Here is a 13938-nt window from a genome sequence, read left to right on the forward strand (position 1 = left end):
GAGCCGGGCGGCGTCTCAGGGTGATTGAAACCCGCCCGTGTAGAATGGGCGGCATTCTACATCGACCGTCTGCCGGACTCGCGACCATGACTTCCCGCGCGAATGCTTCCCGAAGCGGCAACCTGCGGCGCGGAGTTGCCGCGCTCGCCGCACGCATGATGGCCGAGGACGGCATCAGCGACTTCGGCTTCGCAAAACGCAAGGCAGCCCGCCAGCTTGGCATCTCCGAGTCCGAAGCGCTGCCCAACAACGCCGAGATCGAAGCCGAGCTGCGCGCGTGGCAGGCCCTGTACCAGGACGAAGAGCAGGCCGAGCGCCTGCTCGAAATGCGCTGCGCGGCGATCGAGGTGATGCGCCTGCTGGGCGAGTTCCGCCCCTACCTCACGGGCGGCGTGCTCGACGGCACCGCCGGGCGCTACACCGAAGTCGACATCGAGCTGTATCCCGAAAGCGCCAAGGACGTCGAGATCTTCTTCCTCAACCACGACATCGGCTACGAACACCGCGAACCCCGGCGCGGCGCCGCGAATGCTCCGGAAGCGATCCTGAGCTTCGACTGGGATCACGTGCCGATCAGGCTTTCGCTCTACACCGCTCAGGCCGAGCGCGTCAGCCGCCGCAACATCGAGCGCGCACGCCTGCCGGCGGTCGAAGCGCTCGTTCAGGCAAGCGAAGGCGGGGGCGCATGAAGCGGGCCGGCGCGCGTCACCTCATCGTCGTCGCCGTTGCGGTGCTCGCCGCGGTGGCCGGCTTCCTGGTTTCCCGCGGCACATCCGATCCGGCCCCCGCCGCGCACGTCGATCCGGCGGCCGGGAACGCGATTCTCGCGCTGGCGCTGCCCGATTCGCACGGCCAACTGCAGGCGCTGCAGCAATGGCGCGGCCGGGTGCTGGTGGTCAACTTCTGGGCGACATGGTGCCCGCCATGCCTGACCGAAATCCCGGATTTTGCCGCGGTCAGCCGCGGCTTCGCCGATTCCCCGGTCCAGTTCGTCGGCCTCGGCATCGACAAGGCCGAGAGCGTGCGAAAGTTCGGCGCGGAGCACGACGTCCCGTATCCGCTCTTGATCGGCACGCCGCAAACGCTGGAGCTGACCAGCGCGCTCGGAAACGCCGTGCAGGCGCTGCCCTACACGATCATCTTCGACCGCGCCGGGAAGATCGCACACATCAAGCTCGGCACCTTGAATCGCACTGAACTAGAAGGCAAAATCCGCGCACTCCTCGGGCAGTAATTCACGGCGCCGCGCCGCGAGGCACTGGACAAAATGCGGCTAAGTGCGGCAAACTTGCCGGCATGACGCGCCAAAAACGCAGTAAAAACCCAGACGCGGCGCCCCCGCCGCAACCCCGGATCCTGGTCCTGCACGGGCCGAATCTCAACCTTCTCGGCACCCGCGAGCCGGATGTCTACGGCCGCACGACGCTTGCCGACATCCATTCCGCGATGGAAGCCCGCGGGCGCGCCGAAGGCGTGCTGGTCGAGTCGTTCCAGAGCAACCACGAAGGCCAGCTGATCGACCGGGTACAGGCGGCTCCGCTGGAAGAAATCAGCTTCATCATCCTCAATCCGGCCGCTTACGCTCATACCAGCGTCGCGCTGCGCGACGCCCTCCTCGCGGTCGCGATCCCGTACGTCGAGGTGCATCTTTCCAACATTCATGCCCGGGACGCCTTCCGGCATCACTCCTATTTTTCCGACTGTGCAGCCGGCGTGATCTGCGGACTGGGCCCGTACGGCTACCTGGCCGCGCTCGAATACGCGCTCTCGCAGCTGCGGAAACCCTGACACCAAACCCCCCGGGCGCCCCGTGCGGCGGCGCCCCGCTCGGAGAACAGCATGGATCTGCGCAAGCTGAAGAAGTTGATCGACCTCGTCCAGGAGTCGGGCATTTCCGAACTGGAAGTCACCGAGGGCGAAGAGAAGGTCCGTATCGCCAAACACAGCACCGCCCCCGTTTCGAACTACCTCACGCAGATGCCGGCGAGCGTGCCGCAATTTACGGCGCCTGCGCCGGCCCCGGCGGTCGTGCTCACACCGCCCGTCGATGACGTACCCGAAGGCATGGTCGTGAAATCGCCGATGGTCGGCACGTTCTATCGCGCCTCGGCGCCGGGCGCGAAACCGCTCGTCGATGTCGGCCAGAGCGTCGCAGTCGGCGACCGCCTGTGCATCATCGAAGCGATGAAGCTGATGAACGAGATCGAATCCGAGTTCGCCGGCACGGTGAAAGCAGTCCTCGTCGAAAACGGCCAGCCGGTCGAATACGGCCAGCCGCTGTTCATCATCGCCTGAACGCCCTCATGTTCGAAAAGATACTGATCGCCAACCGTGGGGAAATCGCGCTGCGCGTGCTGCGCGCGTGCCGTGAGCTGGGCATCCGCACCGTCGCGGTGCACTCGGTCGCGGACACCGAAGCGAAATACGTCAAGCTCGCCGACGAGTCGGTGTGCATCGGCCCGGCGCAATCGGCACAGAGCTACCTGAACGTCCCCGCGATCATCTCCGCGGCCGAGGTCACCGACGCCGAAGCCATCCACCCGGGCTACGGTTTCCTGTCCGAGAACGCCGACTTCGCCGAACGCGTCGAGCAGTCCGGCTTCGTCTTCATCGGCCCGCGTTCCGACACGATCCGGCTGATGGGCGACAAGGTCAGCGCCAAGGATGCGATGAAGGCCGCGGGCGTGCCGTGCGTGCCGGGTTCGGAGGGTGCACTGCCCGAAGAACCGAAAGAGATCGTCAAGATCGCCCGCGCCGTCGGCTACCCCGTCATCATCAAGGCGGCCGGCGGCGGCGGCGGTCGCGGGATGCGCGTCGTGCACACCGAGGCGGCGCTGCTCAACGCGGTCGCGACGACCCGCGCCGAAGCCGACGCGGCGTTCGGCAACCCGGTCGTCTACATGGAAAAATTCCTCGAGAACCCGCGCCACGTCGAGATCCAGGTGCTCGCCGACGAGCACGGCAACGCGGTCTATCTCGGCGAACGCGACTGCTCGATGCAGCGCCGCCACCAGAAAGTCATCGAGGAAGCCCCGGCGCCGGGCATCGACCGCAAAGCCATCGCGAAAGTCGGCGAGCGCTGCGCCGAGGCCTGCCGCACGATCGGTTACCGCGGCGCAGGCACGTTCGAGTTCCTGTACGAGAACGGCGAGTTCTATTTCATCGAGATGAACACGCGCGTGCAGGTCGAACATCCCGTCACCGAGATGATCACCGGGATCGACATCGTGCAGGCGCAGATCCGCATCGCGACCGGCGAAAAGCTGTGGTTCCGCCAGCGCCACATCGAGTTCCGCGGCCACGCGATCGAGTGCCGCATCAACGCCGAGGACCCGTTCAAATTCACCCCCTGCCCGGGGAAGATCACGAACTGGCACATGCCGGGCGGCCCCGGCATCCGCGTCGATTCGCACGTCTATAACGGCTACACGATCCCCTCGCATTACGATTCGATGATCGGCAAGCTGATCGCGTACGGCGACACGCGCGAGCAGGCGATCCGGCGCATGCGGATCGCGCTGTCGGAGATGGCGGTCGAAGGCATCAAGACGAACGTGCCGCTGCACCAGGAGCTGATGCTCGATGCGCGTTTCGTCGAGGGCGGCACGAGCATCCACTACCTGGAACACAAGCTCGCCGAACGCAATGAAGTCAAGAACCTTGCCTGACCAGGCCGCGGACGCGCACATCATGTGGATCTCGGTAACCCTGCAAGCCGAAGCGCACAAGGCCGAAGCGCTGTCCGAGGCGCTGATGGACGCCGGCGCGCTGTCGATCAGCATCGAGGACGCCGACGCCGGCACCGACGCCGAGAAGCCGCAGTTCGGCGAGCCCGGCCATCATCCGGTCGGGCTGTGGGATCACAGCCGGGTCATCGCGCTGTTCGACGCGGACGCCGACCTCACCGTCGCGCTGGCCCGCGCGGCGGCCGATGCCGGCTTCGATGCGGTGCCGCCTTTCACGCTCGAAGAGATCGCCGAGCAGAACTGGGTGCAGCTCACCCAGAGCCAGTTCGAGCCGATCCGCATCACCGAGCGAATGTGGATCGTGCCGTCGTGGCACGCCGCGCCCGACCCGGCGGCGATCAACATCGAGCTCGATCCCGGCATGGCTTTCGGCACCGGCTCGCATCCGACGACGCGGCTGTGCCTCGAATGGCTGTGCGACACGGTGCAGCCGGGCGACAGCGTGCTCGACTACGGCTGCGGCTCCGGCATCCTCGGTATCGCCGCGGCGCGCCTCGGCGCCGATGATGTGCTCGGCGTCGACATCGACGACAAGGCGCTCGACGCCGCGCGCGACAACGCCGGGCGCAACCACGTCACGCTGCGGCTGCAGCATTCCCGCCAGCCGCTCGACGCGCGCTTCGACGTCGTCGTCGCCAACATCCTGACCAACCCGCTGTGCGTGCTGGCACCGCTGCTCGCCGCCCGGGTCGCACCCGGCGGCAGGATCGCCCTGTCCGGCGTGCTCGAAACCCAGACCGAACAGGTGATCGCGGCGTACGCGCCGTTCCTGCCGCTGCGCGTCGGCGCGCTACACGAAGGCTGGGCGCGGCTCGAGGGCGGCTCTCCGCGACAAACCGGGAGCCAGTGATGTTCGCGCGCTGCCCGGCCTGCCAGACGGTATTCCGGGTACAGCCGGAGCAGCTGCGCGCGCATCAGGGCGAGGTCCGCTGCGGACGCTGCTACGCGTCGTTCAACGCGCTCGATCGCGTGCTGCACGTCGCGCCCGCAGCACCGGCACCCGCCCCACCCGTACCCCAACCGCCCGCTGCCGCAGCGCCCGCGCCCGAACCGGTTGCAGACCGCGGCGACCGCTTCTTCATCCTCGACGACCCGCCGGCGCGCGCAACGGTGACACAGCACGTCGCCTTTCCGTCGGCTGATGACCGAACAGGAACCGGAACCGAGCCGGGTTCCGCCCCGGGGCGGAATGCTGAAATCAAAATCCCGCAGTTCGACGATTTCAGCGACAGCCTGGATTTCGAGATCCAGGAAACTTTCGTGACCTCCCGCCCCCCCGCCGCGCAGTCGCCCGTACATTCCGCGCAAGCGTGGTCCCGGCAGGGCGGTTACGAGGCGTTTGACGCGTTTGACAAGTTCGTCGACCGCCCGCAGCCCCCGTTCGACGCCCCCGGCGACGGAGACCGGGGCGAGTCTGAAGGCGCTGCGACATTCATCCCGGAGCCGTTCGAACCACGGGATCACCGCGAGCCCGTCCTGCCGCGCGACGGGCATCTTCCCATCGCAATGGGCGACACGGCCGCCGAAGATGGCCCCCTGCCGCCGATCCGGCGGGTGCGCACCGTCAGCATCGCGCCGAAACCGCTGGACGCTCCGGCTGCGCCCGCAAGCGCGACGCTACCGGCGCACCAGGATGACGATGACGAACCGCCGTCCGGACACGCTTCCTCCCGCGCCCGGGCAGCCAATGAGGCGGACGACCGCGCGCATCTCGACGCCACCTACGGCGCGCCGGCTTCGTCCGGCAAGCGCTGGCTGCCCGGCTTGGGAGTCGGCATCCTGCTGGGGGCGCTGGCGGTGCAGAGCGTGTTTGTCTTCCGGGACGACATCACCCGCAAGTGGCCGCAGTTGCGCCCGGCCTATCTCTCCGCGTGCGCGCCCCTGAAATGCACGCTGCCGCTGCCGCGCGTCGCCGGCGCGATCAGCATTGAAGCCTCGGCGCTGCAATCCGAGCCCGGCCGCGCCGCGCGCTTTGTGCTGAACGCGACGATCCGCAACCGCGCCCCCCACCCTCAGGCCTATCCGCATCTCGAACTGACGCTGACCGACGTCCAGGACCAGCCGCTGGTGCGCCGCGTGCTGGGGCCGGCGCAGTGGCTCCCCGCCGGCCTCCTCGAACAGGGAGGCGCCGAACAAAAATTCGACGCCGGACGCGACATCGTCGTGCAATTGCCGTTCGAGGCACCGGGCGTCGAGGCCACCGGCTACCGGGTCTATGCTTTCTATCCGTGAACCGGCCCGCCTGCACGCGCTCAGGCGGCGGCCAGGCCCGTCTCCGATAATCTGGAACCCCGATGCAACATCGCTCCCCGGACACCCGCCAAAGCCCGTTCAAAGGCAAGACCGGCCTGTTGCGGATCTGGAACGCCTTGCGCTACTCGTTCGCCGGACTGCGCGCCGCGCTCGAACATGAAGACGCGTTTCGCCAGGAATGCGTGCTGGCCGCCGTGCTGGTCCCGCTCGCGCTCTTCATGCCGACCGGCGGTGCGGGCAAGGCGCTGCTCGTCGGCAGCGTGCTGCTGCTGCTGATCGTCGAACTCGTCAACTCCGCGATCGAAGCGACCGTCGATCGCGTATCGCTGGAGCATCACCTGCTGGCCAAGCGAGCGAAAGACATCGGCAGCGCGGCAGTGCTGCTCGCGCTGGTCAATCTGGCGATGGTCTGGGGGCTGGTGATTTTCGGTTGAAGCCGCTCCTGGGCAAGGAGTGCGCGCGGCATGGCAGTGGCCAAGAGGCTGTTTGAGCGAAAGGTGGCGTGAGAAGAAACACCCGTGCTACAGGCGCCGGGCGCTTGCCACGCGGCGACAGCCACGGCCGGTTCTTCACCACGGCACTCGACTTGATATGTTTTTAATATTAAAAACGTATCAATCAGATATTGATTCCATTGTTTTTTCAACGGTTTTCCTGCTATTTTGATTTTTACACTTTTACAGGAAAACGCTCATGAAGGCGCTTGATCATCAGCAACAGCTCTTCATGGTCGAATCCGACCAACTTTACCGTACGTGGATCGAAGCGCTCAGGCACGCCCGCTCCTATCGCTACGGCATGCGCTGGGTGTCGTCGAAAGGGCGGCAATACCTCGTGCGACGACACGACGCACGCGGCAATGGCAAGTCGCTCGGCCCACGCAACACCGAAACAGAAGCCACCTTTGCCGCGTTTGCCGAAGGCAAGGCGCGCGCCGATGCGCGTTTGCAGCAGTTGTCGCGACGCATGAAGGAACAGGCCCGGTTAAACAAGGCCGCCCGGCTGGGCCGGCTGCCGACCATCGTCGGCGAGGTATTGCTGGCACTGGCAGCCTCGAATGTGGCGCGGGATTTCTGCGTGGTCGGCACACACGCGATTCACGGTTACGAGGCCATGGCCGGTGTGCACTGCCAGATGGAGTTGCTGGCGTCGGGCGATGTGGACCTCCTTTACGACCCGCGTCGACGACTTGCCCTCGTGACGGACAAACTGGAGGGTCACGGCCTGCTGGGCCTGCTGCAGAAGGTCGACGCCAGCTTCGAAAGGCTGCCGGACACCCGCTTTCGCGCTGCCAACAGCAATGGTTTCACGGTCGATCTCATCATCCCCGAACGCGAATTGCAGATCACGGAGGCCGTCACCTTCGGCGCCGACGATCTCGTCGCGGTCGAAGTCCCCAACCTGCACTGGCTCGTCAATGCACCAAAGCTGGACGTGGTCGCCATCGCCGCCAATGGCGCACCGGTAATGATGCGCGTCCCCGACCCGCGCGCCTTCGCCCTGCACAAGGCCTGGCTATCGCAGCAACCGGACCGCGAACCGGTCAAGAAGCGCCGCGACCGTGCACAAGCCGTGATGGTTGCGGCACTGGTGCAGACCCACCTGCCGGCGCTGCCCTTCGACACCGCCAGTCTCAAATTCTTCAGCGTCGACATGCTCGCCCGCGCGCGCAGCGCCATCGAGCAGGATTCAGACATCCGACTACCTGGAATGGATTTTTAGAACATGACCACGCTCATCAGTTTCTCGGCAGGGACCGTGCTTTCTTCGTGCGCGCTTCGTCGTTTGAACGTAACCGTTCAGACCTCACCCGGATTTTCATTGGTTGCCCGGCGTAGTCTTGCGGGATAACGCCGGCTTCGAAGACGGCGTAATGCGATGAAGCTGAGCGATCATGACCTGCGACAGATGGACGAGGGCTGGCCTTGCTGGAAAAGGCGATGGGGCACGCCGTGCCCTTGGATAACTAAGCAGGAAACTGTCGCTCCTTATCGCGCGGGGGCGTCAAAGGAACGACACTTTTGTGTCACGCAATGTGTCGCGCAATGCAAAACGCATCTCGCAACAAGAACAGATGGCCGAACGTCAGTGAGCACCGTAATGGAGCCAGTCTGGAGAAACAAGGGGCGCGATCGGGGCAAGAATGGGACGGGGGTGTCATTCGGCTGAAACCCCTCCCGGGCCCCGAGTGGCTTGCCGACCCGGGAGCGAAAAGACGCCACCGATGGCGTCAGCGCGTGACCCGCGTCGTGCCCGCGTCCCGCACCAGGCGAACGCGTTCGCCAAGGCGGAAGTTCTCGCCGCCGTCCTCCTGCACCACCGCAAGCACCTGGCCGTTTTCGAGCCGCACGGTGACTTCCACGCCCGGCTGGCGCGTTGCACCTTCCTCGACCGCAGCGCCTGCCAGACCGCCGGCCACCGCGCCGATCACCGTCGCGATCGCCTGTCCGCGCCCGCCGCCGACGCCGCTGCCTGCTATCCCGCCAACCGCGGCGCCGGCCAGCGGTCCCACTGGCGTCTTCGTGCCTTCGAGCTTCACCGCCCGCACCGCCTCGACAGTGCCGTACTGGACGACCATCGTGCGCCGCGCCTCGCCGCGCTCGTAAGCGCCACCGCCGAGGCCGGACGCGCAACCCGTCACGCCGAGCGCTGCGACCAATGCCGCGACCAGCGCGAGCCGTTGCGTTTTGCTGCCGGTTTTGCTGCCGGTTTTGCTGCCATTCACCCTCATCCCGCTCACCATAACGCCTCTCCAAATGCTGCCGCATACCGTTCGGCAATGTCGTTGCGCGCGGGCGCATGGTTCTGCCCGCCGCGGCACCCAATCTTGATCGCCCCCATCACCGACGCGAGCCGCCCCGTCCGCCCCCAGTCGTAGCCGTTCGCAATGCCGTAAAGGAGACCCGCGCGATACGCGTCGCCGCAGCCGGTCGGATCGACCAGCTGGTCGGGCGCGACACAGGGAATCGCAATGCACCGGCCTTCCGCGTAGATCTGCGAGCCTTCCGGCCCGAGCGTCACGACCAGCGCTTCCACCTCTTCGGCGAGCTCGGCGAGCGTGCGCCCGGTCTTCTCGCTCAGCAACTTCGCCTCATAGTCGTTGACCGTGCAGTAACGGGCCAGTTTCAGGCATTCCAGCAGCTCGCCGCCGGAAAACAGCGGCATCCCCTGCCCCGGGTCGAGCACGAACGGAATTCCGGCTGCGGCGAACTGCGACGCGTGGTTCAGCATGCCGTCGCGCCCGTCCGGCGACACGATGCCGAGCTTCACGCCCGCGGCGTCCTGCACGCGATTCAGGTGCGAATGATTCATCGCCCCCGGATGGAACGCGGTGATCTGGTTGTCGTCCAGATCGGTCGTGATGAAGGCCTGCGCGGTGAAGGTGCCCGGCACGTGGGTCACGTGGTCGTCGCGCAGGCCAAGCTTGCGCAGCCGCTCCCGGTACGCTCCCGCATCGTCGCCGACCGTTGCCATGATCAGCGGATCGGCGCCGAGCAGCTTGAGGTTATAGGCGATGTTGCCCGCGCAGCCGCCGAACTCCCGCCGCATGTCGGGCACGAGGAACGACACGTTCAGGATGTGGATCTGTTCGGGGAGAATGTGGCTCTTGAAGCGATCATGAAAGACCATGATCGTGTCGTAGGCGACGGAGCCGCAGACGAGAATGGACATGGCGCACCTGCCGGACGGGAAAGGCGGCCATTATAGAACTCTTGCACCCCCGTCCGCGGGCCGATCCCGCAGGCGCACGCACACCGCAACAGCCCCCCTCAGATCACCGCGCGCAGCTTTGCCGCCATCTCCTCGAGCGCCTCGCGCGGCGGATTCTTCGCCGGCCACGCCAGCGCCAGCCCGTCGCCTTCCCAGCGCGGCAGCACGTGGATGTGGAAATGGAACACCGTCTGCGCCCCGGCCGGCTCGTTCGCCTGGAACAGCGTCACGCCCTCGCAGCCGTACGCCTTCTTGACCGCCCGCGCCACCCGTGCCGCCGTCCGGAACGCCGCCGCCGCCAGATCGTCATCGAGTTCGTAGATGTTGGCGCGATGCGGCTTCACGACCACCAGCGCATGGCCGGGATTCACCGACTGCAGATCCATGAAGGCGAGCGTCGAATCGTCCTCGAATATCTTCGACGCCGGCAACTCGCCTTTGGCGATACGGCAGAACACGCAGGTTTCCATGCTTTCTCCTCGGGTGGGCGGGACTTGTTGTCACCGCATCGTAACGGTCAGATCACGGTGCCGCAACGCGGCATTTCGAAAATGGCGTCACCGATATACCAGAACGAGGTCAGGCGGAGCCAGTCATTGCGGAGAGTTTTGGCTTCTCACCGTCGGAGATGCGGACCATAATCGAGCAGGTACGCCTGCATACTGAAGACATCGAGAGGACATGGAATGAGCACTTTGGCCAAGGGACTGCGTTTTGATGATTTGATGATGTGGGTCGATCTGATGGATGGTCGTCAGCTGGGTGTACCGCTGGCTTACTTCCCACGCTTGCTCAATGCGACCCCCCAGCAGCGCTGCGACTACGTCATCAGTGGTGGTGGTGCAGGTATCCATTGGGATGCACTAGATGAAGACATCTCTGTCGAGGGGTTGCTTGCCGGACGCGGCGACCTGACTGCACGACATCGTATGGCAGCGTGACAGCAGGATTGGAACTGCCGCCCGAGTTCGAGCCCTACCTGCCGAGCCTGCTCGCCAACGAGGTGGCCCCGTTCAATCCGACACCTTGGACGTGACAGAGAACGATAGCTACGTCAGTTGGTACGCCGCCTGCCCCACCGCTCCCGGGCAGGGGCATCAAAGTGTCGAGGTGTGGCTCGATGCGATTCACTTCAGTCACGTTCTACACACCGCAGACTACGCCGCCGAGCAACGCTGGCCGGGCCGGTTTCAGCCCGTCATCATGATGTCCAGCGCCTCGGTCGGCTACGTATGAAAAGGGGCCCATAAAAGGGCCAGGCTCATTTAAACAAAAGAACACTCACTTTGGTTTGCGGGGAGAAACAAGAGGCCGCCCTCCCCCTCCCTCTCCCCCTCGGATGCAATCTTCCACTGGCAATTTCTACTTGACAGGTTCCGCGTCACGAAACATTATCGCCGCATGATCCACTCGTTCTCGTGCGCTGACACCGAAGCGCTTTTCCACAGCAGGACCGTGCCGCGATTCCGAAACATCGAGCGTGTAGCGCGGCGCAAGCTGCTGCAGCTTCATGCAGCGACGGATTTGGCCAGCCTGCGAGTTCCGCCCGGCAATCAGCTCGAAGCGCTCAAGGGCGACCGGAGAGGGCAGTACAGCATCCGCATCAATGACCAGTGGCGGTTGTGCTTCGAGTGGCGCGAGGACGGCGCCCATCTGGTCGAGATCGTGGATTACCACTAGGAGAACCATATGACCGAGACCGAACTGCTCGACGAGATCCATCCGGGCGAGATCTTGCTGGAGGATTTCCTGCGGCCGATGGGGATTACCGCTAGACAGCTCGCCGCGGACATCGACGTGTCGCCGAGCCGGATTAGCGAGCTCGTGCATGGCCGACGGCCGATCACGGCCGACACGGCACTGCGCTTGGGGCTCTTCTTTGGAATGGAGCCCCGCTTCTGGATGAACCTTCAGGCCGAGTACGACATGCGGATCGCTACACGGGAGCTGAAGGGCAAGATTGCTCCGCGCATCCGGGTTTTTCACTCGCGCCAAGCGCCGATATAAGCTGAGCGCAAAGAATCAAAAGGGGCCAGCGTCTTCGCTATGATAAAGAGGGGCCATCAGCCTTTACTTCTACGATGATCAGAGGCACAAGTTGCCTCACATTCATGCGAAATATCAAGGCCAGGATGCTTCTTTCTCGATTCTGGACGGATCGGTTCTGGCAGGGGAGATTCCGGTCGCCAAGGCCCGATTGGTTCAGGCGTGGATTGAGATTCATCCACCTGCCCGGCGTTCCCATCCATCTGGTGCAGCGCGGCCATAACCGGGAGGCCTGCTTCTTTACCGATGAGGACTTTCTGGCCTATCGGGAATGGCTGGCCGAGGCGCTGCAAAAGACCGGCTGGCGAAGATGCGCGACGGACCGGTGGCGCGCGGGTACATTGCGACCGGCACTTCGGCGATCTCGAGGCCCGCATGACGCAGCATCAGCAGCACGCCGAGATCCTGATAATCCAGCAACGTGGCTTCATCCGCGGCGAGAATCTCACACGCGGCGCGATTGTAACAGCCGACCCGCAGGCGCACGCACACCGCAACAGCGCCCCCCTCAGATCACCGCGCGCAGCTTTGCCGCCATCTCCTCGAGCGCCTCGCGCGGCGGATTCTTTGCCGGCCACGCCAGCGCCAACCCGTCGCCCTCCCAGCGCGGCAGCACGTGGATGTGGAAATGGAACACCGTCTGCGCCCCGGCCGGCTCGTTCGCCTGGAACAGCGTCACGCCCTCGCAGCCATACGCCTTCTTGACCGCCCGCGCCACCCGTGCCGCCGTCCGGAACGCCGCCGACGCCAGATCGTCATCGAGTTCGTAGATGTTGGCGCGATGCGGCTTCACGACCACCAACGCATGGCCGGGATTCACCGAGACTGCACGAAAAGGGCCACACGAAAAGGGGCCCACGAAAAGGGCCCACGAAAAGGGGCCAGGCTCATTTAATTAGTATTTGGCTACAATGACGCACCTGCCTATGGAGACACACGCCATGCCGACGATCAGCATGTTCTACGGCATCATCATCAGCCTTTACTTCTACGATGATCAGAGGCACAAGTTGCCTCACATTCATGCGAAATATCAAGGCCAGGATGCTTCTTTCTCGATTCTGGACGGATCGGTTCTGGCAGGGGAGATTCCGGTCGCCAAGGCCCGATTGGTTCAGGCGTGGATTGAGATTCATCGAGAGTCGCTGTTGGCCGATTGGGAGCTCGCCGTCAACGGCGAGAAACCATTTGCCATCGAACCCTTGCGCTAGGAGGCAAAATGGAATCTGTGACGCGCGTTGTACCCCGGGAAGACTTTTCCCTCGAACTCTGGTTCAACACTGGCGACCATCGCTTGTTCGATGCGCGGCCGTATTTGAACCGAGGTGTGTTTACGTCGCTTCAGGATGTCGCGCTATTCAAGCAGGCATTCGTCGCGCTCGACACCGTGTGCTGGCCGGGTGATCTGGATATTGCTCCCGAAACCCTCTATGACCTCTCGGTTCCGCTGACGGACTAAGCACGCCTTGCCCCGCCGTCCCCGTATCCACCTGCCCGGCGTTCCCATCCATCTGGTGCAGCGCGGCCATAACCGGGAGGCCTGCTTCTTTACTGATGAGGACTTTCTGGCCTATCGGGAATGGCTGGCCGAGGCGCTGCAAAAGACCGGCTGCGCCTTGCATGCCTATGTGCTGATGACCAACCATGTGCATCTGCTGCTCACGCCGCCGACCGCGCAGGCAGTCTCGCAACTGGTGATTTCGCTCGGGCGGCGCTATGTGCAGTACATCAACAAGACCTACCGTCGCACCGGCACCTTGTGGGACAGCCGCTACAAGTCTTCGCTGGTGCAGGCCGATGATTATTTATTGCTCTGTCAACGCTACATCGAGTTGAATCCGGTGCGGGCCAACATCACGGATGATCCGGCGCATTACCGCTGGAGCAGCTATCGGGCGAATGGCCTGGGGCAGTCCGATGCGCTGCTGACGCCGCATGCGTTGTATCTCGGGCTGGATGGCGATGCGACATCTCGCCAAGCGGCCTATCGGGCCTTGTTCCGCAGCGAACTCGATCATGAGGCGCTGACGGATATCCGCCTGGCGCTGAACCAGGGGCAACCATGTGGAGTTGGGCAAGGGGCGCTTTCTCGATCAGGTCGAACGGATGATCGGCCGTCGCTGCGAAGTGCGTCCGCGGGGTCGGCCGCGTAAAATGGCTGAACCGGGCAATGTGCAGGAGC

At 64.5% G+C, this 13938-nt stretch carries 21 protein-coding genes and 1 pseudogene; 17 read left to right on the forward strand and 5 right to left on the reverse strand.

All coding sequences use genetic code 11. From position 1 onward, the window contains the following. Positions 1–86 precede the first annotated feature (86 nt). The 9 genes from GO606_RS21020 (at position 87) to GO606_RS21060 (ending at position 7721) form a co-directional block, all read left to right on the forward strand. Positions 87–689: a hypothetical protein gene (locus GO606_RS21020; RefSeq protein ID WP_169116554.1), complete on the forward strand. Its 603-nt coding sequence runs from the start codon at positions 87–89 to the stop codon at positions 687–689. Then, complete coding sequence (locus tag GO606_RS21025) at positions 686–1234, forward strand: TlpA family protein disulfide reductase (protein WP_169116553.1); 549 nt, start codon at positions 686–688, stop codon at positions 1232–1234. Before GO606_RS21020 ends, GO606_RS21025 begins: the two co-directional genes overlap by 4 nt. Positions 1235–1296: 62 nt before the next feature. Further along, a complete protein-coding gene (gene aroQ / locus GO606_RS21030; protein WP_169116552.1) occupies positions 1297–1788 on the forward strand; it encodes a type II 3-dehydroquinate dehydratase in 492 nt (163 codons plus the stop codon). Positions 1789–1839: 51 nt separating this feature from the next. Next, positions 1840–2295 carry an acetyl-CoA carboxylase biotin carboxyl carrier protein gene (gene accB / locus GO606_RS21035; RefSeq protein WP_169116551.1) on the forward strand — a complete coding sequence of 152 codons (456 nt, stop codon included), beginning with the start codon at positions 1840–1842 and terminating at the stop codon, positions 2293–2295. 8 nt (positions 2296–2303) lie between these two features. Beyond that, positions 2304–3668 (forward strand): acetyl-CoA carboxylase biotin carboxylase subunit, encoded by a 1365-nt coding sequence (gene accC / locus GO606_RS21040; RefSeq protein ID WP_169116550.1) that lies wholly within the window; start codon positions 2304–2306, stop codon positions 3666–3668. A 22-nt stretch (positions 3669–3690) separates the two neighbouring features. Beyond that, a complete protein-coding gene (gene prmA / locus GO606_RS21045; RefSeq protein WP_169116688.1) occupies positions 3691–4596 on the forward strand; it encodes a 50S ribosomal protein L11 methyltransferase in 906 nt (301 codons plus the stop codon). Further along, positions 4596–5978 carry a DUF3426 domain-containing protein gene (locus tag GO606_RS21050; protein ID WP_246979817.1) on the forward strand — a complete coding sequence of 461 codons (1383 nt, stop codon included), beginning with the start codon at positions 4596–4598 and terminating at the stop codon, positions 5976–5978. The genes prmA and GO606_RS21050 overlap by 1 nt, the downstream gene beginning before the upstream one ends. Before the next feature lie 62 nt (positions 5979–6040). Further along, the gene (locus GO606_RS21055; protein WP_169118565.1) at positions 6041–6433 is read left to right on the forward strand and encodes a diacylglycerol kinase; all 393 of its coding nucleotides are present in this window, start codon (positions 6041–6043) and stop codon (positions 6431–6433) included. Between the two features lie 259 nt (positions 6434–6692). Then, complete coding sequence (locus GO606_RS21060) at positions 6693–7721, forward strand: GSU2403 family nucleotidyltransferase fold protein (protein ID WP_169118566.1); 1029 nt, start codon at positions 6693–6695, stop codon at positions 7719–7721. A gap of 508 nt (positions 7722–8229) precedes the next feature. Here the strand turns inward: GO606_RS21060 and GO606_RS21065 are convergent. The 3 genes from GO606_RS21065 to GO606_RS21075 all read right to left on the reverse strand — a co-directional run bounded on the left by GO606_RS21065 (position 8230) and on the right by GO606_RS21075 (position 10180). After that, complete coding sequence (locus GO606_RS21065; RefSeq protein ID WP_246979859.1) at positions 8230–8730, reverse strand: outer membrane lipoprotein; 501 nt, start codon at positions 8728–8730, stop codon at positions 8230–8232. Between the two features lie 5 nt (positions 8731–8735). Further along, entirely contained in the window at positions 8736–9671 is a 936-nt protein-coding gene (locus GO606_RS21070; protein ID WP_169118567.1) for a carbohydrate kinase family protein, read from the reverse strand. A gap of 98 nt (positions 9672–9769) precedes the next feature. Beyond that, on the reverse strand, positions 9770–10180 hold the full coding sequence (locus tag GO606_RS21075; RefSeq protein WP_169118568.1) for an HIT family protein: 411 nt from the start codon (positions 10178–10180) through the stop codon (positions 9770–9772). A 216-nt stretch (positions 10181–10396) separates the two neighbouring features. Between GO606_RS21075 and GO606_RS21080 the strand changes: the two genes are divergently transcribed. From GO606_RS21080 to GO606_RS22215, 5 genes are all read left to right on the forward strand, one after another. Beyond that, entirely contained in the window at positions 10397–10651 is a 255-nt protein-coding gene (locus GO606_RS21080) for a DUF2442 domain-containing protein (protein ID WP_011236703.1), read from the forward strand. Positions 10652–10742: 91 nt separating this feature from the next. Continuing rightward, positions 10743–10946, forward strand: coding sequence for a hypothetical protein (locus GO606_RS21085; RefSeq protein ID WP_169118569.1), 204 nt, complete (start codon positions 10743–10745; stop codon positions 10944–10946). A gap of 219 nt (positions 10947–11165) precedes the next feature. Next, positions 11166–11390 carry a type II toxin-antitoxin system RelE/ParE family toxin gene (locus GO606_RS21090; RefSeq protein WP_281503933.1) on the forward strand — a complete coding sequence of 75 codons (225 nt, stop codon included), beginning with the start codon at positions 11166–11168 and terminating at the stop codon, positions 11388–11390. A gap of 9 nt (positions 11391–11399) precedes the next feature. Further along, positions 11400–11717, forward strand: a complete 318-nt coding sequence (locus GO606_RS21095) for a HigA family addiction module antitoxin (RefSeq protein WP_169118571.1) — start codon at positions 11400–11402, stop codon at positions 11715–11717. Positions 11718–11772: 55 nt separating this feature from the next. Continuing rightward, positions 11773–11979 (forward strand): DUF4160 domain-containing protein, encoded by a 207-nt coding sequence (locus GO606_RS22215; protein ID WP_169118610.1) that lies wholly within the window; start codon positions 11773–11775, stop codon positions 11977–11979. A gap of 17 nt (positions 11980–11996) precedes the next feature. Here GO606_RS22215 and GO606_RS21100 read toward each other — a convergent pair whose 3' ends face one another. Continuing rightward, a complete protein-coding gene (locus tag GO606_RS21100) occupies positions 11997–12248 on the reverse strand; it encodes a hypothetical protein (RefSeq protein WP_246979819.1) in 252 nt (83 codons plus the stop codon). 16 nt (positions 12249–12264) lie between these two features. Next, positions 12265–12579: pseudogene (locus tag GO606_RS21105) on the reverse strand (HIT family protein); the annotation flags it as partial. Positions 12580–12697: 118 nt separating this feature from the next. Between GO606_RS21105 and GO606_RS21110 the strand changes: the two are divergent. Genes GO606_RS21110 through GO606_RS21120 form a run of 3 tightly spaced genes read left to right on the forward strand, consistent with a single transcriptional unit; the run spans position 12698 to position 13909 of the window. Then, positions 12698–12967, forward strand: coding sequence for a DUF4160 domain-containing protein (locus tag GO606_RS21110; RefSeq protein WP_169118572.1), 270 nt, complete (start codon positions 12698–12700; stop codon positions 12965–12967). A gap of 8 nt (positions 12968–12975) precedes the next feature. Further along, positions 12976–13215, forward strand: coding sequence for a DUF2442 domain-containing protein (locus tag GO606_RS21115; protein WP_169118573.1), 240 nt, complete (start codon positions 12976–12978; stop codon positions 13213–13215). Positions 13216–13222: 7 nt separating this feature from the next. After that, positions 13223–13909: a transposase gene (locus tag GO606_RS21120; RefSeq protein ID WP_211166629.1), complete on the forward strand. Its 687-nt coding sequence runs from the start codon at positions 13223–13225 to the stop codon at positions 13907–13909. The last annotated feature ends 29 nt before the right edge of the window (positions 13910–13938 follow it).

The sequence above is a fragment of the Aromatoleum anaerobium genome (genome assembly GCF_012910705.2).
Classification (GTDB): Bacteria; Pseudomonadota; Gammaproteobacteria; order Burkholderiales; family Rhodocyclaceae; genus Aromatoleum; species Aromatoleum anaerobium.

Coding starts and splice junctions, on each gene's coding strand:
- GO606_RS21020 (WP_169116554.1), top strand. CDS start 87: ATGACTTCCCGCGCGAATGCTTCCCGAAGCGGCAACCTGCGGCGCGGA.
- GO606_RS21025 (WP_169116553.1), top strand. CDS start 686: ATGAAGCGGGCCGGCGCGCGTCACCTCATCGTCGTCGCCGTTGCGGTG.
- aroQ (WP_169116552.1), top strand. CDS start 1,297: ATGACGCGCCAAAAACGCAGTAAAAACCCAGACGCGGCGCCCCCGCCG.
- accB (WP_169116551.1), top strand. CDS start 1,840: ATGGATCTGCGCAAGCTGAAGAAGTTGATCGACCTCGTCCAGGAGTCG.
- accC (WP_169116550.1), top strand. CDS start 2,304: ATGTTCGAAAAGATACTGATCGCCAACCGTGGGGAAATCGCGCTGCGC.
- prmA (WP_169116688.1), top strand. CDS start 3,691: ATGTGGATCTCGGTAACCCTGCAAGCCGAAGCGCACAAGGCCGAAGCG.
- GO606_RS21050 (WP_246979817.1), top strand. CDS start 4,596: ATGTTCGCGCGCTGCCCGGCCTGCCAGACGGTATTCCGGGTACAGCCG.
- GO606_RS21055 (WP_169118565.1), top strand. CDS start 6,041: ATGCAACATCGCTCCCCGGACACCCGCCAAAGCCCGTTCAAAGGCAAG.
- GO606_RS21060 (WP_169118566.1), top strand. CDS start 6,693: ATGAAGGCGCTTGATCATCAGCAACAGCTCTTCATGGTCGAATCCGAC.
- GO606_RS21065 (WP_246979859.1), bottom strand. CDS start 8,730: ATGAGGGTGAATGGCAGCAAAACCGGCAGCAAAACCGGCAGCAAAACG.
- GO606_RS21070 (WP_169118567.1), bottom strand. CDS start 9,671: ATGTCCATTCTCGTCTGCGGCTCCGTCGCCTACGACACGATCATGGTC.
- GO606_RS21075 (WP_169118568.1), bottom strand. CDS start 10,180: ATGGAAACCTGCGTGTTCTGCCGTATCGCCAAAGGCGAGTTGCCGGCG.
- GO606_RS21080 (WP_011236703.1), top strand. CDS start 10,397: ATGAGCACTTTGGCCAAGGGACTGCGTTTTGATGATTTGATGATGTGG.
- GO606_RS21095 (WP_169118571.1), top strand. CDS start 11,400: ATGACCGAGACCGAACTGCTCGACGAGATCCATCCGGGCGAGATCTTG.
- GO606_RS21110 (WP_169118572.1), top strand. CDS start 12,698: ATGCCGACGATCAGCATGTTCTACGGCATCATCATCAGCCTTTACTTC.
- GO606_RS21115 (WP_169118573.1), top strand. CDS start 12,976: ATGGAATCTGTGACGCGCGTTGTACCCCGGGAAGACTTTTCCCTCGAA.